Consider the following 20,547-nt stretch of genomic DNA (forward strand, 5'->3'; position numbering starts at 1 on the left):
AGCGGCCTTGTGTCGCGAAAGGGCTGCGAAGCAGCCCCCGGGGTATTGGCGGCGAAGCTGATATTACTGGGGCCGCTTCGCGGCCCTTTCGCGACGCAAGGCCGCTCCCACACACAACAGACCGCGTCTGCCTCTACATCAGTAGTAGGCGTTCTCTTTCTGGCTATGGTCGGTCACGTCACGCACGCCCTTGAGCTCCGGAATACGCTCGAGCAGGGTGCGCTCGATGCCTTCCTTCAGGGTCACATCGGCCTGGCCACAACCCTGGCAACCACCGCCGAACTGCAGCACGGCAATGCCGTCGTCGACCACGTCCACCAGGCTTACCTGGCCGCCATGGCTGGCCAGGCCGGGATTGATTTCGGTCTGCAGGTAATAGTTGATGCGCTCGTTGATCGGGCTGTCTTCGTTGACCATCGGCACCTTGGCGTTCGGCGCCTTGATGGTCAGCTGGCCGCCCATGCGGTCGGTGGCGTAATCGACCAGGGCATCTTCCAGGAACGGCACGCTGACCGCATCCAGGTACGCGGTGAAGCTCTTCAGACCCACGGCGGTATCGTCAGGCTTCTCTTCGCCCGGCTTGCAGTAGGCGATGCACGTTTCAGCGTACTGGGTGCCTGGCTGGGTGATGAAAATGCGAATGCCGATGCCGGGCGTGTTCTGCTTGGACAGCAGATCAGCCAGGTAATCATGGGCGGCGTCGGTAATGGTTATAGCGCTCATGTAGGTTCCTCACAGACTTGCGGCCAAGTGTACGCCAACCCGGCCTTTGAACAAAGTCCTAGTATTTGACTCGGGAAAGCGCATATTCGGGCACTGGCCCGCGCGGCGCCGCCAGCCAGGCCTGCAGGCGCCGGTACAAGCCGCGCTCCAGCCACTGGTAGCTGAACCACGACAATAGTCCAATGGACGGCACGCACAGGGCGAACACCAGGTACGGGTTCAACTGCAGGCGCTGGCTGGCGAACCAGCCGGCGTACAATACCAGCACATGGATCAGGTACACCGAATAGGAGCAGTCGCCCAGCGCCTTGAGCCAGCGGTTACCCTGAAACACCGGCTCCAGGGCAATGAAGGCCAGCACGATCATCGCGCTCGGCACGCCCCAGTGCAGCAAGCGCTGCGACGCATCCAGGTGATAGATGGCAAGGCCCGCCACCCCCAGCAGCACCAGCGGCAGCCAGCGCCCTTCACGGATCAGCCCGCGGCGGTACAGCACCCCCAGCCCGATACCGAGCAGAAACTCGTAGATGATGTCGTTGTTGTAGAAGCGGCTGAGCACACCCAGCCGGCCCAGCACTTCACTCACCAGTAGCAGCGCGGCGCCGACCAGCAGCAGGCGCTGGCGTGGCGCAACCAGGAAGGCCAGGCCGAACAGCAGGTAGAAGAACATTTCGAAGTTCAGTGTCCAGCCCACGTTCAGGGTCGGATACAGGCCGTAACCACCGGGGTTTTCCGCCGGGATGAACAACATCGACAGCAGCAGGTGGTGCCAGCTGAAGGCCTGGTGCGGCAGCCACTGACTGAAGGCCAGCAGCACGATGGCCATCAGTGCCGTGTAGAACCAGTAGGCCGGGACGATACGCAGCGCCCGATTGAGCAGGAACTGGCGGGGTTCGATGGCTTTGTCGCGGGTCGACAGGTAGATCACCAGCCCGCTGATGACGAAGAAGATGTCGACGCCTGCGGCGCCGCGGTCGGTGAGCAGTTGGCCGATGGGGCCGCTGGGTTTGAAGTCGAAGAAGATCTGCATGAAATGGTGGCAGACCACCACCCAGGCGGCGAACGCCCGCAGTGCCTGAAGCGAATACAGCATGAAATACCCTGCGATTGCCGGTGCATTGAGGCCCGTGCTCGAGTGCTGGCAGCGCGCGCTGCGCGCTCGTTCGCGGCTAAAGCCGCTCCCACAGCGATAGCGGCGCCCCTGAGGCCAGTGCTATCCCTGTGGGAGCGGCTTTAGCCGCGTAGGGCTGCAAAGCAGCCCCCTTGCAATCAATCAGGACCACCCGACGCATCCGACCGCAGGCCCGCCGGAAAGGTCAGCCCGCCCGATCAGAGGTTCTCGTAGCGGTTCATGTCCAGCACGCCCGCCTCGACCGGCTCGGTCTCCTTGATGTAGCTGTTCAGGTCATGGAAATAGCGCCAGAACTCGGGATGGCTGCGGCGCACGCCCCAGCGCATGACGATGCGCTCGAACCTGGCCGGGTCGTCTTTCGCATACTCCAGGTCCTCGACGAACTCCGGCACATCGCCGGTCGGGATGTTGAAGATGAAGTTGGGGTAGCTGCTGAGCACGCCCGGGACCAAGGTCAGGGTATCCAGCCCCGGCTGGTAGCGGTACGCCTCACCGAGCAGGAAGGCCACGTTGCTGTGCGCGCGGTTGCGCAGCAGGCTGTACACCTGGCGCTGGCCACCCTGCCCTTCGATGCGCAGCATGGTCGCTTCGGGCAACTGGCTAATCACCTTCAGCCCGGCAGCCGGGCGCGACACCAGGCGGCTGAGCGATTGCTCGGCGTCGCGGAATTCTTCACTCAGCTGCGGCCGTGAGCAGAACGCACCCTGGCAGCGGTTGATCGGGTCGGGCGCGGCATTCAGGCTGCCGGTGCGCTGCAACAGCTTCAGGCCGAAGTCGCGTTTGGGGTTGCGCGCATCGAGCCTGATCGCGCTCGGGGTGTCGGTGTCGATGTCCTCGTAGTCCATCCACATCTTCACCTTGCCACTGTTCTGGTACCAGTCGCCGAGGATCGCCTGGCGTTGATCGGCCGGCATCAGGCGCAGGAAGTTGATCTCGGCACCGTTGCGGATCAGGTCGAAGTACAGGCGCGTCTGCAACTGGTGCGACACGTTGCCATACACATCGAAGTTGACCGCCAGCTGATAATAGGTGCGCTCGAACAACGGGTAGTCGAACAACCACACGGTCAGCGGCACATCCCCGACCAGGCCCTTGGTGACCGCGGCGCTGTCGAAGTGGCGGAAAATGCTCAGCAGCGCGTTGTCATTGCCCGCCCACAACGTCGCCCAGCCCGGCGCCGGCATCTCGGCATAGGCTTCGCGGCGCAGTTTCTCGTACGCGTTGCGCTTGTCGCGGTAGGCGTGCCAGAGGCTCAGTACGCTGCCCACATCATCGATCTGCCCGGGCATGGCCAGCAGCGGCGTCGCCTCGCCACGGTACGTGGCATCGGTGATGTAGCGGTCGTGGGCCGGCTCCTGGAACAGCGCCCAGAAGTTGTCGCGGATCACATCGGTGGCGATCTGCCCACGGCACACCGGGCCGCGAATGAAGGTGCGCACGAAATACTCGGCGTTATCCAGCATGAACTGGTAGCGCGCCACGGCCGGGATCGCTTCGAAGGTTTCGAACGGGTTGGCCCGGTGGCGCGGGCCGTAGCCCGGCAGCGCCGCGGCGTGCCAGTCGCCGGCGTAGAACAGTTGCTTGACCCGTTTGAGCTTCTGCGGCCCCATCGGGTAGGTGATGTGCGTCTTGTGCACGATCACCCCTTGCACCGGGATCAGCCGGTAATAGAAGTCGGTACCCGGCGGGTCGTTGGGCCGGCGCGTGGCGATGATGTCGACCGGCCGGCCGCTTGGCGTACGTGAGCGCACCCACTGGAAGAAGTGGCCCTGCTGGCCACCGACAAAGTAGATGTGCGCGAGAAACAGGTGCTCGTACAACCAGCGACCGACCAGTGCCTCGCTGGAACCCGGGCGGTTGAGCAGGTCTTCCCAATCGGCGATCTGCCTGGCTTCACTGGCGCTCGGCTGCACCGGCTGGTACTCCACCGGCGCGCCGTCCGCCAGCCAGCGGCGCAGGGTGTGGTACTGCTGGTCGGTCAGCCCGGTCACCGCCAGCGGCATCCCTTCTTTTGGGTGGGCGCCGGCATAGGCGTCGAACTCGTGCGGCAGGGGGCACATGTTGTTACGGCTCAGGCCGAGGACGATTTCCTCGGGCAGCTTGGCATTCGGCGTGAGCGGGGTCTTGTGCCCCAGCTCCAGCATGCGCGCCATCAACGAAGCCTGGCTGCCCTGGTTGTCGAGCACCGAGTAGAAGCCCTTCTTGCGCCACTCACTTTCGCTGTGGGCGTCGTAGAACAGCCGCGTGGTGGCCACCGCCTGGCTGCGCTCGCCCTGATACACCGGCACCTTGCTGGCCCCGCGCACGGCGCCTTCGGGGCTTTCCAGCTTCAGCTGGCAGGCGGCGTCGTTGCAGGCGTGGCAGGCCACGCATTTCTCGGTGAAGATCGGTTGGATGTCCCGGGTGTAGGAAACAGCCGGGCTCGACTGGGGGGCTTGCCCGAACGCTGCGCCACTGATGAGCAGGGCGAAGGCGCCGGCAAGGATACGATGCACCATGTGCGGAAAGTCCTGGGTATTGAAGCCATCACGATTTGTTGCCTGGTCGTGCTTGGGTGCCCTGCCTGGTCAACGCCCGCCCAACATGAGCCATTTTCATGCAAATGGGCGATGCGCCTAAAAACCGCGCAGCTTTGTTATGATTCTGCACCTTCTGAATTTCGCCCGACCAGGTAGTTCCTATGTCCGACCGCAGCGCTCGTCTCCAAGCACTCCAGAACGCACTCGCAGAGCGCATCCTGATCCTCGACGGCGGCATGGGTACTATGATCCAAAGCTACCGGCTCGAGGAACACGACTATCGTGGCACGCGCTTTGCCGATTGGCCAAGCGATGTCAAAGGCAACAACGACTTGTTGCTGCTCAGCCGCCCGGATGTGATCGCTGCGATCGAGAAGGCCTACCTGGACGCCGGCGCCGATATTCTCGAAACCAACACCTTCAACGCCACGCAGATTTCCCAGGCCGACTACGGCATGGAGGCGCTGGTCTACGAGCTGAACGTCGAGGGCGCACGCATCGCCCGCCAGGTGGCCGACGCCAAGACCCTGGAAACCCCGCACAAGCCGCGCTTCGTCGCCGGCGTGCTCGGCCCAACCAGCCGCACCTGCTCGATTTCCCCGGACGTCAACGACCCGGGCTACCGCAACGTCACCTTCGACGAGCTGGTAACCAACTACATCGAGGCCACCCGCGGCCTGATCGAGGGCGGTGCCGACCTGCTGCTGATCGAGACCATCTTCGACACCCTCAACGCCAAGGCGGCGATCTTTGCCGTGCAGCAGGTGTTCGAGGAAGACGGCATCGAACTGCCGATCATGATCTCCGGCACCATCACCGATGCCTCCGGCCGCACCCTGTCGGGCCAGACCACCGAAGCGTTCTGGAACTCGGTGCGCCACGCCAAGCCGATTTCCGTCGGCCTGAACTGCGCCCTCGGCGCCAAGGACCTGCGCCCGTACCTGGAAGAGCTGGCGAGCAAAGCCGACACCCATGTCTCGGCCCACCCCAACGCCGGCCTGCCGAACGCGTTCGGTGAGTACGACGAAACCCCGGCAGAAATGGCCGCGGTGGTCGAGGAATTCGCCGCCAGCGGCTTCCTCAACATCATCGGCGGCTGCTGCGGTACCACCCCGGGCCATATCCGCGCCATCGCCGAGGCCGTGGCCAAGTACCCGCCGCGCGCGATTCCGCAAATCGCCAAGGCCTGCCGCCTGTCGGGCCTGGAACCGTTCACCATCGACCGCCAGTCGCTGTTCGTCAACGTTGGCGAACGCACCAACATCACCGGCTCCGCCAAATTCGCCCGGCTGATCCGTGAAGAGAACTACACCGAAGCCCTCGAAGTCGCCCTGCAGCAGGTCGAGGCCGGCGCCCAGGTGATCGACATCAACATGGACGAAGGGATGCTCGATTCCCAGGCTGCCATGGTCCGCTTCCTCAACCTGATCGCCGGCGAGCCGGACATCTCGCGCGTGCCGATCATGATCGACTCGTCCAAGTGGGAAGTGATCGAAGCCGGCCTCAAGTGCATCCAGGGCAAGGGCATCGTCAACTCCATTTCCATGAAGGAAGGCGTCGAGCAGTTCAAGCACCACGCCCGCCTGTGCAAGCGCTATGGCGCTGCCGTGGTGGTGATGGCCTTCGACGAGGTCGGCCAGGCCGACACCGCCGCGCGCAAGAAGGAAATCTGCCAGCGCAGCTACGACATCCTGGTCAACGAAGTGGGCTTCCCGCCGGAAGACATCATCTTCGACCCGAACATCTTCGCTGTCGCCACCGGTATCGAGGAGCACAACAACTACGCCGTCGACTTCATCGAGGCCTGTGCCTACATCCGTGATCACCTGCCCCACGCGCTGAGTTCGGGCGGCGTGTCCAACGTGTCGTTCTCGTTCCGTGGCAACAACCCGGTGCGCGAGGCGATCCACTCGGTGTTCCTGTACCACGCGATCCAGAACGGCCTGACCATGGGTATCGTCAACGCCGGCCAGCTGGAGATCTACGACGAGATCCCGGCGGCCCTGCGGGAAAAGGTCGAGGACGTGGTGCTCAACCGCACCCCGCACGGTACCGATGCACTGCTGGCGATCGCCGATGACTACAAGGGCGGCGGCGCCACCAAGGAAGTGGAAAACGAAGAGTGGCGCTCGCTGCCAGTGGAAAAACGCCTGGAGCACGCGCTGGTCAAGGGCATCACCGCGTTCATCGTCGAAGACACCGAAGAATGCCGCCAGCAATGCGCGCGCCCGATCGAGGTGATCGAAGGCCCGCTGATGAATGGCATGAACGTGGTCGGCGACCTGTTCGGCGCCGGCAAGATGTTCCTGCCCCAGGTGGTCAAGTCGGCCCGCGTGATGAAGCAGGCGGTGGCGCACCTGATCCCGTTCATCGAAGCCGAGAAAGGCGACAAGCCGGAAGCCAAGGGCAAGATCCTGATGGCTACGGTAAAAGGCGATGTGCATGACATCGGCAAGAACATTGTCGGCGTGGTGCTGGGCTGCAACGGCTACGACATCGTCGACCTCGGTGTGATGGTGCCGGCAGAGAAGATCCTGCAAACCGCCCGTGAGCAGAAGTGCGACATCATCGGCCTGTCCGGCCTGATTACCCCATCGCTGGACGAGATGGTCCACGTTGCCCGCGAAATGCAGCGCCAGGGCTTCCAGCTGCCGCTGATGATCGGCGGCGCCACCACTTCCAAGGCGCACACGGCGGTCAAGATCGAACCGAAGTACAGCAACGACGCCGTGGTCTATGTGACCGACGCCTCGCGTGCGGTCGGCGTGGCCACTCAGCTGTTGTCCAAAGAACTGAAGCCAGGCTTCGTCGAGAAAACCCGCCAGGACTATGTGGAAGTACGCGAGCGCACCGCCAACCGCAGCGCCCGTACCGAGCGCCTGAGCTACGCCCAGGCGGTTGCCGCCAAGCCGCAGTACGACTGGGCCGGCTACCAGCCTGCGGTGCCCGCCTTCACTGGCGTCAAGGTGCTGGAAGACATCGACCTGCGCACCCTGGCCGAGTACATCGACTGGACGCCGTTCTTCATCTCCTGGGACCTGGCCGGCAAGTTCCCGCGCATTCTCACCGACGAAGTGGTCGGCGAGGCGGCCACGGCGCTGTACAAGGATGCCCGCGAAATGCTCGCCAAGCTGATCGACGAGAAGCTGATCAGCGCCCGCGCGGTGTTCGGCTTCTGGCCGGCCAACCAGGTGGCCGATGACGACATCGAAGTCTACGGCGACGACGGCCAGGCACTGGCCACCTTGCACCACCTGCGCCAGCAGACCATCAAGCCGGACGGCAAGCCCAACTGGTCGCTGGCAGATTTCGTCGCGCCGAAGGCCAGCGGTATCACCGACTACGTGGGCGGCTTCATCACCACCGCCGGCATTGGTGCCGAGGAAGTGGCGAAGGCTTACCAGGACAAGGGCGACGACTACAGTTCGATCATGGTCAAGGCCCTGGCCGACCGCCTGGCCGAAGCCTGCGCCGAATGGCTGCACGAGCAGGTGCGTAAAGAGCACTGGGGCTATGCCCGCGACGAGCACCTGGACAACGAAGCGCTGATCAAGGAACAGTACCGCGGCATTCGCCCGGCTCCCGGCTACCCGGCCTGCCCGGACCACACCGAGAAGGAAACCCTGTTCCGCCTGCTCGATGGCACCGCCATCGGCGAAACCGGGCCAAGCGGCGTGTTCCTCACCGAGCACTTCGCGATGTTCCCGGCGGCGGCGGTCAGTGGCTGGTACTTTGCCCACCCGCAGGCGCAGTACTTTGCCGTGGGCAAGGTGGACAAGGACCAGATCGAAAGCTACAGCGCGCGCAAGGGCCAGGATGTGGGCGTGAGCGAGCGCTGGCTGGCGCCCAACCTCGGGTACGACAGCTAAAGCTGCGTTGGCTGCTTCGCGGGTAAACCCGCTCCCACAGGGACCGCACAGCGCTTCAGGGCTGCGCATTAGCTGTGGGAGCGGGTTTACCCGCGAAGAGGCCGGCAAAGCCAACCTCACCTTCATTGCCTACACTGTCCGTGATTGCCTCTGATTCCCTCAGGAGCCACCATGGACGATTCCAGCCAGGGCAAACCCCCGACCTTCTGGCAGATGCTGCACAGCATCCTCGCCGCCGCCTTCGGCGTGCAAAGCGGCAAGAACCGCGCCCGCGATTTCACCCACGGCAAGGCCAGCCATTTCATCGTGCTGGGGACGCTGTTCACCCTGGTATTCATTGCCGTGCTGATTGGCCTGGTGCAACTGGCGCTGCACCTTACCCGTTAACCTGTGCCGGCCCTTTCGCGGGCTTGCCCGCTCCCACAGGTACAGCGCAAGTCTCAAGGGCAGTGTTTTTCCTGTGGGAGCGGGCAAGCCCGCGAAAGGGCCCGCACAGGCAAAGCAAAAACGCCTGCAGGACTCCCTCCCCCAGGCGTTTTGACTGCATCACGGTCTTGAATATGAGTCTACTGATGGCTGACCCAATACGCGGCAGTGACCACTACCAGAACGATCAGGCAGAGGATCGCCCAGGCATCGACACTGCTGTCAGCTTTGCGGACCTTGGTTGAGTTTCCCATTGCATTGCCTCTTGTAGTGGTTATGGGAATGCACTTCACCCACAGCAGTTAAGACGAGCAATGTCCTTCTCTCAAGCAGGGCCTTTCAATAACTGATCGGCGAGGTCAGAAACGGGTACTGGTAGCCCGGCGGCTGGCCTTCGGCGCTGTAGCGCTGGAAATCGACGCCGTAGTCGGCCTGTTCCACCAGTTTCAGCCAATGCCTGGCCTGGGCCTGGTCGATCGGCTGCAACACCGGCACGCGGTGCTCGCGCTGGCCGTCGCGGTTCACCTCCAGCCCCTGGGCGTCGTCATGCAGCATCACCATGGCCCAGCCGCCCAGGGTGAAATGCCCGCCCATCAGCACGCTCAGGCGCCCGTCGATCCGTGCGCGCAAGGCTTCGGGCGAGCTGTTGAAGGCGCCGAACAACACATCGCGTCCCGGCTTGCGCCCGGCTTCCTCGAATGCCTGCATGGCACCGAAGGCCATCTCGTCATTGGCCGACCACACCAGGCGCGTGGCCGGGTAACGCTCCAGCAACTGCCGGGCCTGCTCGTAGGCGCGCTGACGGTTCCAGCCGCCGTACACCACCTGGCGCAGGCGCACCTGGGGGAAGTCGGCCAGGGCGCGGCGCATGCCCTCCTCGCGCAGCTGCGAGGCCGGCGTGGTCTTGACCCCGGCAAAGGCCACCAGGTCCACCGGGCCACTGTCGCGGGGCAATTGTGCGACCATCTGGTGCAACATCTGGAAGCCCGCCTGCTCGTCGTTGGCCGTCAGGGTGCCCAACAGCTGGGCATACTTGTCAGGTTGCGCCTCGATACTGCGGGCCTGGCTGGCAGTGAGGCCGTTGTTGACCAGAAACAGCTTGACCCCGCTGCCACGCGACAGGCGGATGATCTCCGGCGCCACATACTGTTCGTTGACCAGCACCAGGTAATCCGGCCGCTGCGGCCCGCCGAGGATTTCCCGGGCGCGGGTCAGCGCCAGGTCGGCGCGGCGCTCGCTGTATTCCACGCGCAGGGTCATGCCCAGGTCGTCCGCAGCGGCCTGCATGAAGCGGGTATAACTGGTCCAGAAGGTCTCGTTGGACAGCCCCGGGTTGAGGAAAACCACCGAAGCCGGTTGCGCGCTTGCCGCCAGCGGCAAGGCAAGACACAAGCTGTGGCACAACGCCTTGAGCATGGGTGACATCCCTGCGAAGCAAACAACGGATTATAAACGCCAGGCCATGCCTGGCGCACAAATGGCAGTCAGTCTCACATAGTCCATTTGGTTCTTTTCATATGCAAAAACATCACTTTAGCGCATAAACGCAACCTGCTATCGTTCCCCGGCTCCGAAGCGGAGTGCGCGGCCGTGCGCGCGAATAGCTGCAGCCTGAGACAGGACTTTTATGTACGTATACGACGAGTACGATCAGCGGATCATCGAGGACCGCGTCAAGCAGTTCCGTGATCAGACCCGCCGCTACCTGGCCGGTGAGCTGAGCGAAGAAGAATTCCGCCCTCTGCGCCTGCAGAACGGCCTTTACATCCAGCGTTTCGCGCCGATGCTGCGTGTTGCCGTGCCGTACGGCCAGCTGAACGCCAACCAGGTTCGCACCCTGGCCAAAATCGCCCGCGACTACGACAAGGGCTACGCCCACATCTCCACGCGCCAGAACGTGCAGTTCAACTGGCCGGCACTGGAAGACGTACCGGACATCCTCGCCGAGCTGGCCACCGTGCAGATGCACGCCATCCAGACCAGCGGCAACTGCCTGCGCAACACCACCACCGACCAGTTCGCCGGTGTCGCCGCAGACGAGATCGTCGACCCGCGTCCATGGTGCGAAATCGTCCGCCAGTGGACCACCTTCCACCCGGAATTCGCCTTCCTGCCGCGCAAGTTCAAGATCGCCATCAATGGCTCGCAGGAAGACCGCGCCGCCATCGAAGTGCACGACATCGGCCTGGAGCCGGTGCGCAACGCTGCCGGCGAACTGGGCTTCCGTGTGCTGGTCGGCGGCGGCCTGGGCCGCACCCCGGTGGTGGGCTCGTTCATCAACGAGTTCCTGCCGTGGCAGGACCTGATCAGCTACCTCGACGCCATCCTGCGCGTGTACAACCGTTACGGTCGCCGTGACAACAAGTACAAGGCGCGGATCAAGATTCTGGTCAAGGCCCTTACCCCGGAAGTGTTCGCCGAGAAGGTCGAGGCCGAAATGGTCCACCTGCGTGGCGGCAGCACCACCCTGACCGAAGCCGAAGTCCAGCGCGTATCGCGCCACTTCGTCGACCCCGAGTACCTGGCCCTCGACAATGTCGACTACGCCGCCCAGGACGCCGAATACCCAGGTTTCGCCCGCTGGCGCTCGCGCAACACCCGCGCCCACAAGCGCCCGGGCTACGTCGCCGTGACCCTGTCGTTGAAGCCCACCGGCGTCGCCCCCGGCGACCTCACCGACAAGCAGCTGGATGCCGTGGCCGACCTGGCCGAGCGCTACAGCTTCGGCTTCCTGCGCACCTCGCACGAGCAGAACATCATCCTCGCCGACGTCGAGCAGCGCCAGCTGCTGGCGCTGTGGCAGGAGCTGCGCGAGGCCGGCTTCGCCACCCCGAACATCGGCCTGCTGACCGACATCATCTGCTGCCCGGGCGGTGACTACTGCTCGCTGGCCAACGCCAAGTCGATCCCGATCGCCGAGTCCATCCAGCGCCGTTTCGACGACCTGGACTACCTGTTCGACATCGGCGAAATCGACCTGAACATCTCCGGCTGCATGAACGCCTGCGGCCACCACCACGTGGGCCACATCGGCATCCTCGGCGTGGACAAGAAGGGCGAAGAGTTCTACCAGGTGTCGCTGGGTGGCAATGCCGCGCGTGGCGCGAGCCTGGGCAAGATCCTCGGCCCGTCGTTCGCCCAGGATGACATGGCCGACGTGATCGAGAAGCTGATCGCCGTGTACGTCGAGCGACGTACCGAGGAAGAGCGTTTCATCGACACCTACCAGCGTATCGGCATCGACCCCTTCAAGGAACGCGTCTATGCAGCGAATCATTAAGAACAACCAGATCGTCGACGAAACCTGGCACCTGCTGCCCAAGGAAACCTCGTTCGACGAGCTGACCAACTGCGACGACTACATCGTCCCGCTGCAGATGTGGCGCGACCATGCCCATGCGCTCAAGGCCCGCGACGGCGGCCTGGGCATCTGGCTGGACAGTGACGAAGAAGCCGAAGAAATCGGCGAAGACGTGCAACACTTCCAGGTCATCGCCCTGAATTTCCCGGCCTTCACCGACGGGCGCAACTATTCCAATGCGCGCCTGCTGCGTGACCGCTACAAGTTCAAGGGCGAGCTGCGCGCCATTGGCGATGTGCTGCGTGACCAGCTGTTCTTCATGGCCCGTTGCGGCTTCGACGCGTTCGCCATCCGTGCCGACAAGGACCCGGAAGACGCGCTGCAAAGCCTGAAGGACTTCTCGGTGACCTACCAGGCCGCCACCGACGAGCCGCTGCCGCTGTTCCGCCGCCGCTGATCGTCAGTTGCTGTGCCTGACGGCCCGCCTTCATGGCGGGCCGTCGCGTTTTCGGGTCGAAAATTCAAGTTCGCTGATGGCGCGCCGACATCACGTACGAACGTACCAAACAACGCAGGGAGCGTGAATGAACCCGATTACAGCGATCATACGCACGACGCCGACTTACATGCCTGCTGCCACGGCACCTCCAGGCATTGCCGTAACCGCCGCAACATCCGCCGCTGCCAGCAGCGAGGTCAGCATCGGCCAGTCGCCCCCCAGCGCCGACATTGGCATCTACAACGCCAAAGGCGCCCTGGGTAACGGGCAGGTTCGCTATGTCTGGGAGCAGGATGGCATCGACAAGCTGAGCCTGAACATGTACAGCGCGATTCAGGCTTCTTCCACCGCTTCGCGCTTCCAGGGCCTGGGCGCGGCGTTGCTGGAACAACTGGCGACCAACGGCGGGCAACGCATCGCCCAGTCAGGCCTGGCAGTTGACAGCGGTAGCGCAACCGAGCCCACGCTGCTTGGCCTGCAACAGGCCAGGCTGCGCGAGTTCGCCACCGACCGCGTGACCTTCACCCTGAACACCGCCTCCGGCGCGACCGTTTCACTGGGGCTGTTCAACAGCGACAGGGGCCTGGCAGTAGACGCCGAAGTGCTCGGTGGCGAACTCACCGCCAGCGAACTCAAAGGCCTGGCGAGCATGGCGGAGAGCTTCCAGAGTGCCGTCAACGGCCTTGCGCAAGAACCCCCGAGCCTGAAGCTCGGCGCGCTGCTGAAGCTCGACCCCACGCTCTTCACCGGCCTGCACTTCGAGGCACAGCTGCAAACCACAAGCGGCGCCCGGCAGACCTTTGCCCTGCAGATGGACGAGCACACGCGCAGCCTGGAACTGCAGGCGCCGTCCGGCAATGTGAAGATGAACTTCGACACCCAGGGCGGCGTGCTGCTCGGCAGCGAGGCGCAACGCCAGGCTGCCGTGTCGAACTACCTGAGCCAGTTCGATGCCGCGCAGCAACGCGGAAACGGCGATGAACAGTTGATGACGCTGTTCAAGGATGCTTTCCGCCAGCTCAACAGCGTCGATGACGCCACCCTGCGCCCGGCGGATCATGACAGCTGGTCAAACCGCACCAGCCGCCTGCTGCTGAGTGGCATGGCCGACTTCAATGCCTCGCTCACCACACCCGAGCAGCGCACCAACCCCATGCGCCCGGATGAAGTGGACAGCTTCGCTTACAACGTTTCACAGACCACCGCGCGCAAGGGCACGGCAGCCAACCTGAGTTTGCAACAGGACCAGCAGAGCACGCTGAAGGCCGCCTGGCACGAGAGCCTCAACCCATGGGTGGAGCTGCGACTCAACCTCGATAGCGAATCGCAGGACTACCGTTACCACGAGGTGCGTGACGAAGCCAGCAGCTCGACCCGCATCGGCTTCGTCAACAACGTCCTGGTCGAGGCCACGGCTACGCAACAGGCCAGTCAGCAGGAACGTGTACGCACTTACCAGAAAGCCGAACTGCAATCCGACGTCACCACCTCTGCCTCGGCCGAACAATCACGCGACCTGCTGGACACGCTGGAAAAACTTCTGGCCCAGGACCGGCAGGCGCGGCGTCTTGGCCTTGCCTCCAGCCTGGAGCAGCAGCTCCAGGCGCTGCGAAGCCTGTGGTTGCTGCAGGCCAACCCGGCACTGATCGACGCCTGATCATTGTATCTGCTGCCTCTGCCGCCCTTCAGCGGGCACCAGGGGCAGGCACAAATTGCCTGGCTTTCGGTCACGACCGAACTGCCTATTATTGACTGCAGCGCAAAGGACCTTGGCCCTGCCGCCCCTTAATCAATCCGCGCCAAACCCGCACACTGCTCCCACACGAACATACCGAGCGTCACGGCTCGGTTGCCTTCACCTCTTTTTCAGCAGGAGCAGATCCATGAGCATTCCATCCTTCGGCCTCGGCACCTTCCGCCTCACCGGCCAGGCGGTCATCGATTCGGTCAAGTCGGCCCTGGAGCTGGGTTATCGGGTCATCGACACGGCGCAGATCTACCAGAACGAAGCCGATGTCGGCCAGGCCATCGCCGAAAGCGGCGTACCGCGCAGCGAGCTGTTCATCACCACCAAGATCTGGGTCGACAACTATGCCGCCGACAAGCTGATCCCCAGCCTGCGCGAGAGCCTGGAGAAACTGCGTACCGACTACGTCGACCTGCTGCTGATCCACTGGCCAGCGCCGGGCAACGGTGTTGAACTGAGCGAATACATGACCGCCCTGGCCGAAGCCAAAAAGCTGGGCCTGACCCGCCAGATCGGCGTGTCCAACTTCAACATCGAGCTGACCCGCCAGGCCATCGAGGTGGTCGGCAAAGGCGAAATCGCCACCAACCAGATCGAGCTCAGCCCGTACCTGCAGAACAGCAAGCTGACCGCCTTCCTCAAGGAACAAGGCATCAGCGTGACCTCGTACATGACCCTGGCCTATGGCAAGGTGCTGAAAGACCCGGTACTGGCCGACATCGCCGCCAAGCACAAGGCCACGGTCGCCCAGGTTGCTCTGGCCTGGGCCCTGCAGCTGGGTTACGCGGTGATCCCGTCGTCGACCAAGCGCGAAAACCTTGCCAGCAACCTGCTCGCCCGTGACCTGAAGCTGGACGCCGAGGACATGGCCCGCATCGCCGGCCTCGAGCGCAATGGCCGCGAAGTCAGCCCTGCAGGCCTGGCGCCAGCCTGGGATTGATGCCATGACCACGCCCGCCACCGCCAACGAAGGAGACCTCTCAATGAATACCCCCACCTTGGCCGCTGACCAAACGGAGCACGTGCGATGAAAGCCGGACGCGTCCTGTTTGCACTGGCCATTGGCGCCTTCGGTATCGGCACCACCGAGTTCACCCCGATGGGCCTGCTGCCGGTCATCGCCCAGGGCGTCGATGTCAGCATCCCCAGCGCCGGCATGCTGATCACCGCCTACGCCATCGGCGTGATGGTCGGTGCGCCGATCATGACCCTGCTGTTCAGCCGCTTCGGCAAGCGCGCCGCGCTGATGGCGCTGATGGCCATCTTCACCCTCGGCAACCTGTTGTCGTCGCTGTCGCCGGACTATTACACCCTGCTCGCCTCGCGCCTGGTCACCAGCCTCAACCACGGCGCGTTCTTCGGCCTGGGTGCCGTGGTGGCCGCCAGCGTGGTGCCCAAGGAGAAACAGGCCAGCGCCGTGGCCACCATGTTCATGGGCCTGACCATCGCCAACATCGGCGGGGTCCCGGCTGCCACCTGGGTCGGCCAACAGGTCGGTTGGCGCATGGCCTTTGCCGGCACCGCCGTGCTCGGCCTGCTGGCCATGGCCGCGCTGTGGTACGCCCTGCCCAAGGGCGAACGCGGCAACGTGCCTCATGTGCGCAAGGAACTGGCGGTGATCGCCCGCCCCAGTGTGTTGCTGGCGATGGCCACCACCGTGCTCGGTGCCGGCGCCATGTTCACCTTGTACACCTATGTGGCGCCGGTGCTGGCCGAACTGACCGGCGCCTCGGACAGCTTCGTTACCCTCGGCCTGGTGCTGATCGGCGTCGGCTTCACCCTCGGCAACAGCCTCGGTGGTCGCCTGGCCGACTGGTCGCTGGACGGCGCGGCACGCATCTTCCTTGCCGCGCTGGCGGTGATCATGCTGTTGATGCCGCTGGTGCTGGGCAGCCACATTGGCGCGGCGATCGCCTTGCTGGTATGGGGCATGTTCACCTTCGCCGTGGTGCCGCCGTTGCAGATGCGGGTGATGATCGCCGCCATCGAGGCACCGGGGCTGGCGTCGTCGATCAACGTCGGTGCGTTCAACCTGGGCAATGCCGTGGGCGCGGCGCTGGGCGGCGCGGTGATCAGCCTCGACCTGGGCTATGCGGCAGTGCCGATGGCCGGTGGGCTATTGGCGGCAGCCGGGCTGCTGCTGGTGTGGCTGGGCGGGCGTAGCAAGGCTGCCGGGAAAGCCGCAGCCGACGCAGCCTGATAGAGCCCCCCTGTGGGAGCGGCCTTGTGTCGCGAAAGGGCTGCATCGCAGCCCCGGCAACCTATGCATCACAGCTGAAATCCCGGGGCCGCGTTGCGGCCCTTTCGCGACACAAGGCCGCTCCCACAGGGATTGCGCAAGCCTTCAGATTTGAGCAAGACAGTTGCCCCATCTCGAGCGGTGTTAATTGTTTCACACGCTGCAATTATGATGTGCCAGGCACAGCCATTCTCTGTTCGGCCAGCGGCTACTAATCTCCTACCAGCCAATCGACCTGAGGATTACCCCGATGTCCCGCCCACCCCTGCCGCCCTTCACCCGCGAAAGTGCCATCGAAAAGGTCCGCCTGGCCGAGGATGGCTGGAACAGCCGCGACCCGGCCAAGGTCGCTCTTGCCTATACCGTCGACACCGTCTGGCGTAACCGCGTCGAGTTCCCCCGTGGCCGGGCCGAGGTCGAGGCGTTCCTGACGCGTAAATGGAATCACGAGCTGGAGTACCGCCTGATCAAGGAACTCTGGGCCTTCAGCGGCAACCGTATTGCCGTGCGCTATGCCTACGAGTACCACGACGACAGCGGCCAGTGGTACCGCGCCTATGGCAACGAGAATTGGGAGTTTGCCGACGACGGGCTGATGCAGAACCGCCATTCGAGCATCAACGAGCAACCCATCAGCGAAGCCGAGCGCAAGTTCCGCTGGCCGTTGGGCCGGCGCCCGGATGATCACCCCGGGCTCAGCGAACTGGGGCTCTGATCAGCCCAGCGGCAACGTGATCCTGACCTCCAGGCCGCCACCCGAGCGGTTGCCCAGGGTCACGCTGCCGCCCTGCTCCAGCACGATGGCCCGCGCTGCGGGCAAGCCCAGCCCGACGCCACCGGTATTGCGGTTGCGCGAACCTTCGATGCGGTAGAACGGCGCGAATACCTGTTCATGCAGTTCCGGCGCAATGCCCGGCCCGCGATCCTGCACGGTGATCGCGATCTGCCTGGCGCTTAGCGCCAACACCACCATAGGCTCACGGCCATATTTCGCGGCATTGTCGATCAGGTTGACCAGCACGCGCTTGATACCCACTGGCCGCCCCGTGTACACACAGCGGCGTGGCCCGCTGAAGCCGACCTCCACGCCCGCATCCCGGAAATCGTCCACCACCGTCAGCAACAACTCGCCCAGGTCGAACACGGTGGTCTGTTCCAGCCGGGCATCATCACGGAAAAACCCCAGCGCCGCGTCAACCATCGCCTGCATCTCGTCGACGTCCTTGAACACCTTGGCCTGTAACTGGGCATCGTCAATGAACTCGGCGCGCAAGCGCATGCGCGTCAGCGGCGCGCGCAAGTCGTGGGAAATGGCCGCCAGCATCTGGGTGCGGTCGTTAAGAAAGTGCTTGAGCTGCGCCTGGGTGGCATTGAACGCGAGAATCGCCTGGCGCAGATCGTGCGGGCCGACCACCGGAATCGGCGGGGCATTGAAGTCCGTGCCGAATCGTCGCGCACCTTCGGCAAAGCGCTCCAGCGGCTTGGCCAGGTAGCGCGTGGCCAGCAGCGCGACGGCCAGGCTGGAAACCAGCATCAGGCCGAGGATGATCAGGTTGCGCGGCAACTCATCCAGGCCCCAGCTGCGGTCGCTGGCGCGAAACAGCACCCAGGATTTGTCGCTCAGTTCGATCATCAGCGCATAGCCACGTTCAGGGGCGTACTGCGGCATGTCGGCAGGTTCGAAGGCCTCGACCCTGGCATCCGGGCGCTTGAGCAATGCGCGCAGAATCGGCGTGCCCTGGCTGAACTCGGCATCGACCAGCGCTGGCACACCGGCCTGGTCATGGCGGCGCAACCAGCGCACCGAGTACGAGCCGTCCCCCGCCGCGCGGGCGATGTCGGCACGCTGTGCCTGGGGGGCGGCATCGAGAATGCGCGTGACCGCGGCAACCTTGTCGATCACTCCGCTTTCCAGCAGCGGCGGCTGCGCCCAGGCGCTCAGCAGCACGCTGAACAGCCCTTTGAGCAACAGCAGGAACAACATCGCCGTCAGGGTGGTCAGGGCGATCCAGCGGGCGATGGTGATCTTCGGCCGTGGCAGGGCCTGGCGCAGCCGGTCGCGCAGCTTCATCGCTTCGCGACCGTGGGCGTGAACAGGTAGCCGGCGTTGCGCAGGGTACGGATCAACGGCTCGTTGCCGTGGTCACTCTGCAGCTTGCGGCGCAGCCGGCTGACCTGCACGTCAATGCTGCGGTCATAGGCGTCGTAGGCATCACCACGGGCCATGTCCAGCAGTTGCTGGCGGCTGAGCACCCGTCGCGGATGTTCGGCGAACACCAGCAACAATTCGAACTCGCCGTTGGACAAGGGAATCATCACATCGTCCGGCGAACGCAGTTCGCGCCGCAGCACATCCAGCCGCCAGCCGGCGAACTCCAGGCTGGTGCAGACCGGGCCTGGTGCGCCGCCGGGCGCCCGGCCAGCCGCTTCGCCGGCACGGCGCAGCACGGCCCGCACCCGCGCCAGCAATTCTCGCGCGGCGAACGGTTTGGTCAGATAGTCGTCTGCCCCCAGCTCAAGGCCGACCACCCGGTCACTCAATTCGCCCATGGCGGTGAGCATGATCACTGCCACCTTGTGCTCGGCCAGCAAGCGCTGGCACAACACCAGGCCACTGTCGCCAGGCAGCATCACATCGAGAATGACCAGGTCTGGCACCCGCCGCTCGAGGGCCTGCCACAATGCCTTGCCATCGGTTGCCACCTCCACCTCGTAACCGTGCTGGCAGAGAAACTTCTGCAGCAGGTCGAGCACCTCGACATCGTCGTCGACTATCAGCAAATGGCTCACAAAAAGTACCGAAAAACAAAGGTATTCAAGCGCTACTTTAAGGCCATCGATACGCAGCCGTCATATATTTCAAAGCGGAAACAAAATGTCGAGAACGAGACAATCCGGACATTCCCGGGCAAGAAAAACCGCGCAGCATCGCCGCCAGTTCTTCCCAGGAATGTGCCTATGTCCCCTTCATCAACCGCCCTGCGCTCGGCGCGTTCTGCCGCGCTGGTACTCTCGCTGTTCGTCGCTGGCGGCTGCAGCCAGCGCACGCCCGCCGCCACTTGCGGCACTGTCGTCTATCAGGTCAGTGACCCGGCCGAACCCGCCAACCGCGCCGTGTTCGCCTTCAACCGCAGCGTCGATGACTACCTGCTGGCGCCGGTCGCCCGCGGCTACAGTAGGTTGCCCGGTTTTGCCCGGCAGGGCGTGCACAACTTCGCCAGCAACTTCGGCGAGCCCAAGGTGTTGGTCAACGACCTGCTGCAGGGCAACGGCGAGCGGGCGATGACCAGCCTGAGCCGCTTCATCTTCAATACCACCCTGGGCGTGGCCGGGCTGGTCGATGTGTCCGGCAAGATGGGGCTGAGCCAGCACCGTTCGGACTTCGGCCAGACCTTCGGGGTGTGGGGCATCGCCGCCGGGCCGATCGTCGAGCTGCCGTTGCTGGGTAGCCACAACCTGCGTGACGCCACCGGCACGCTACTGGGCCTGGCGCTGGACCCGTTTGGCGACAACAGCGATGCCGTCGAAACCCTGGGCAACGCCGCCATGGCCGGCGGCATCGTGGATGCCCGGGCCGAAGCACTGCCACTCACCGACCTGCTGCGCACCTGGCCGGATTACTACGTCGCGCAGCGCGACTACACCGCGCAGCGCCGCGCCAACCGGGTGGCAGAGGGCAAGGCCGGCGAGCCGGGTACCTGGCAAGCCGATTGCCCGCAGGTGAACGCCGATGAATGATGCCCAGGCTGCCATGCTGCTGTTCCGGCGCCAGGAAGGCGCTGCCCGGCAAGCGCTGCTGCTGCATGAGCTGGAGGCGCGGGTTTCTGCCGATGGCCGGAGCCTGGTGCTGAGCCGCTATCGCGAACGCGTCACCGCCGAGGGCACCCACTACCGGCACGAGGTGCACCGCAACATACCGCTTGCGGCATTGCTGCGTTGGGTGGCCCGGCACGGACAGTGAAATCAGCAGAGTCCCCGTGGGAGCGGCTTCAGCCGCGAACACCGGCGCAGCCGGTGCCATACACCGCGTTGGATTCTTCGCGGCTGAAGCCGCTCCCACAGGGGCGGGCTGATGCGCAGTGCAGGCCTTGC

16 protein-coding genes are annotated in these 20,547 nt (G+C 64.2%); 10 read left to right on the top strand and 6 right to left on the bottom strand.

What is annotated here, in order from left to right:
- Nucleotides 1–138: 138 nt before the first annotated feature.
- The 3 genes from nfuA to C6A77_RS15660 all read right to left on the bottom strand — a co-directional run bounded on the left by nfuA (nucleotide 139) and on the right by C6A77_RS15660 (nucleotide 4,353).
- On the bottom strand, nucleotides 139–723 hold the full coding sequence (gene nfuA / locus C6A77_RS15650; RefSeq protein WP_003250416.1) for a Fe-S biogenesis protein NfuA: 585 nt from the start codon (nucleotides 721–723) through the stop codon (nucleotides 139–141).
- Between the two features lie 58 nt (nucleotides 724–781).
- Nucleotides 782–1,816, bottom strand: a complete 1,035-nt coding sequence (locus C6A77_RS15655) for an acyltransferase (protein ID WP_114170287.1) — start codon at nucleotides 1,814–1,816, stop codon at nucleotides 782–784.
- A 236-nt stretch (nucleotides 1,817–2,052) separates the two neighbouring features.
- Nucleotides 2,053–4,353, bottom strand: coding sequence for a fatty acid cis/trans isomerase (locus C6A77_RS15660; protein WP_114170288.1), 2,301 nt, complete (start codon nucleotides 4,351–4,353; stop codon nucleotides 2,053–2,055).
- Between the two features lie 182 nt (nucleotides 4,354–4,535).
- Here C6A77_RS15660 and metH point away from each other — a divergent pair, with 182 nt between their 5' ends.
- Together metH and C6A77_RS15670 are read left to right on the top strand one after the other, a co-directional pair.
- A complete protein-coding gene (gene metH / locus C6A77_RS15665; RefSeq protein WP_114170289.1) occupies nucleotides 4,536–8,243 on the top strand; it encodes a methionine synthase in 3,708 nt (1,235 codons plus the stop codon).
- Between the two features lie 171 nt (nucleotides 8,244–8,414).
- Complete coding sequence (locus C6A77_RS15670) at nucleotides 8,415–8,630, top strand: DUF2970 domain-containing protein (protein WP_114170290.1); 216 nt, start codon at nucleotides 8,415–8,417, stop codon at nucleotides 8,628–8,630.
- Between the two features lie 378 nt (nucleotides 8,631–9,008).
- Here C6A77_RS15670 and C6A77_RS15675 read toward each other — a convergent pair whose 3' ends face one another.
- Complete coding sequence (locus C6A77_RS15675; RefSeq protein ID WP_114170291.1) at nucleotides 9,009–10,085, bottom strand: ABC transporter substrate-binding protein; 1,077 nt, start codon at nucleotides 10,083–10,085, stop codon at nucleotides 9,009–9,011.
- A 211-nt stretch (nucleotides 10,086–10,296) separates the two neighbouring features.
- Here C6A77_RS15675 and C6A77_RS15680 point away from each other — a divergent pair, with 211 nt between their 5' ends.
- The 6 genes from C6A77_RS15680 (at nucleotide 10,297) to C6A77_RS15710 (ending at nucleotide 17,170) form a co-directional block, all read left to right on the top strand.
- Nucleotides 10,297–11,949 carry a nitrite/sulfite reductase gene (locus C6A77_RS15680; protein WP_114170292.1) on the top strand — a complete coding sequence of 551 codons (1,653 nt, stop codon included), beginning with the start codon at nucleotides 10,297–10,299 and terminating at the stop codon, nucleotides 11,947–11,949.
- Complete coding sequence (locus C6A77_RS15685) at nucleotides 11,933–12,427, top strand: DUF934 domain-containing protein (RefSeq protein ID WP_013971943.1); 495 nt, start codon at nucleotides 11,933–11,935, stop codon at nucleotides 12,425–12,427. Before C6A77_RS15680 ends, C6A77_RS15685 begins: the two co-directional genes overlap by 17 nt.
- Nucleotides 12,428–12,554: 127 nt before the next feature.
- A complete protein-coding gene (locus tag C6A77_RS15690; protein ID WP_114170293.1) occupies nucleotides 12,555–14,126 on the top strand; it encodes a hypothetical protein in 1,572 nt (523 codons plus the stop codon).
- Between the two features lie 226 nt (nucleotides 14,127–14,352).
- Nucleotides 14,353–15,156, top strand: a complete 804-nt coding sequence (gene dkgB / locus C6A77_RS15695; protein ID WP_114170294.1) for a 2,5-didehydrogluconate reductase DkgB — start codon at nucleotides 14,353–14,355, stop codon at nucleotides 15,154–15,156.
- Nucleotides 15,157–15,243: 87 nt separating this feature from the next.
- Nucleotides 15,244–16,416: an MFS transporter gene (locus C6A77_RS15700; protein ID WP_114170295.1), complete on the top strand. Its 1,173-nt coding sequence runs from the start codon at nucleotides 15,244–15,246 to the stop codon at nucleotides 16,414–16,416.
- 289 nt (nucleotides 16,417–16,705) lie between these two features.
- The gene (locus C6A77_RS15710; protein WP_114170297.1) at nucleotides 16,706–17,170 is read left to right on the top strand and encodes a nuclear transport factor 2 family protein; all 465 of its coding nucleotides are present in this window, start codon (nucleotides 16,706–16,708) and stop codon (nucleotides 17,168–17,170) included.
- On the opposite strand, the gene C6A77_RS15715 is transcribed toward C6A77_RS15710, so the two are convergent.
- Nucleotides 17,171–18,526: an ATP-binding protein gene (locus C6A77_RS15715; RefSeq protein WP_114170298.1), complete on the bottom strand. Its 1,356-nt coding sequence runs from the start codon at nucleotides 18,524–18,526 to the stop codon at nucleotides 17,171–17,173.
- Nucleotides 18,523–19,245 (bottom strand): response regulator, encoded by a 723-nt coding sequence (locus C6A77_RS15720; RefSeq protein ID WP_114170299.1) that lies wholly within the window; start codon nucleotides 19,243–19,245, stop codon nucleotides 18,523–18,525. The genes C6A77_RS15715 and C6A77_RS15720 overlap by 4 nt, the downstream gene beginning before the upstream one ends.
- Before the next feature lie 168 nt (nucleotides 19,246–19,413).
- Here C6A77_RS15720 and C6A77_RS15725 point away from each other — a divergent pair, with 168 nt between their 5' ends.
- A complete protein-coding gene (locus C6A77_RS15725; protein ID WP_114170300.1) occupies nucleotides 19,414–20,193 on the top strand; it encodes a VacJ family lipoprotein in 780 nt (259 codons plus the stop codon).
- Nucleotides 20,186–20,416 (top strand): hypothetical protein, encoded by a 231-nt coding sequence (locus C6A77_RS15730; RefSeq protein ID WP_114170301.1) that lies wholly within the window; start codon nucleotides 20,186–20,188, stop codon nucleotides 20,414–20,416. Before C6A77_RS15725 ends, C6A77_RS15730 begins: the two co-directional genes overlap by 8 nt.
- Nucleotides 20,417–20,547 lie beyond the last annotated feature (131 nt).

The organism is Pseudomonas sp. AFG_SD02_1510_Pfu_092 (assembly GCF_003331055.1).
In the GTDB taxonomy this organism is placed as follows: Bacteria; Pseudomonadota; Gammaproteobacteria; order Pseudomonadales; family Pseudomonadaceae; genus Aquipseudomonas.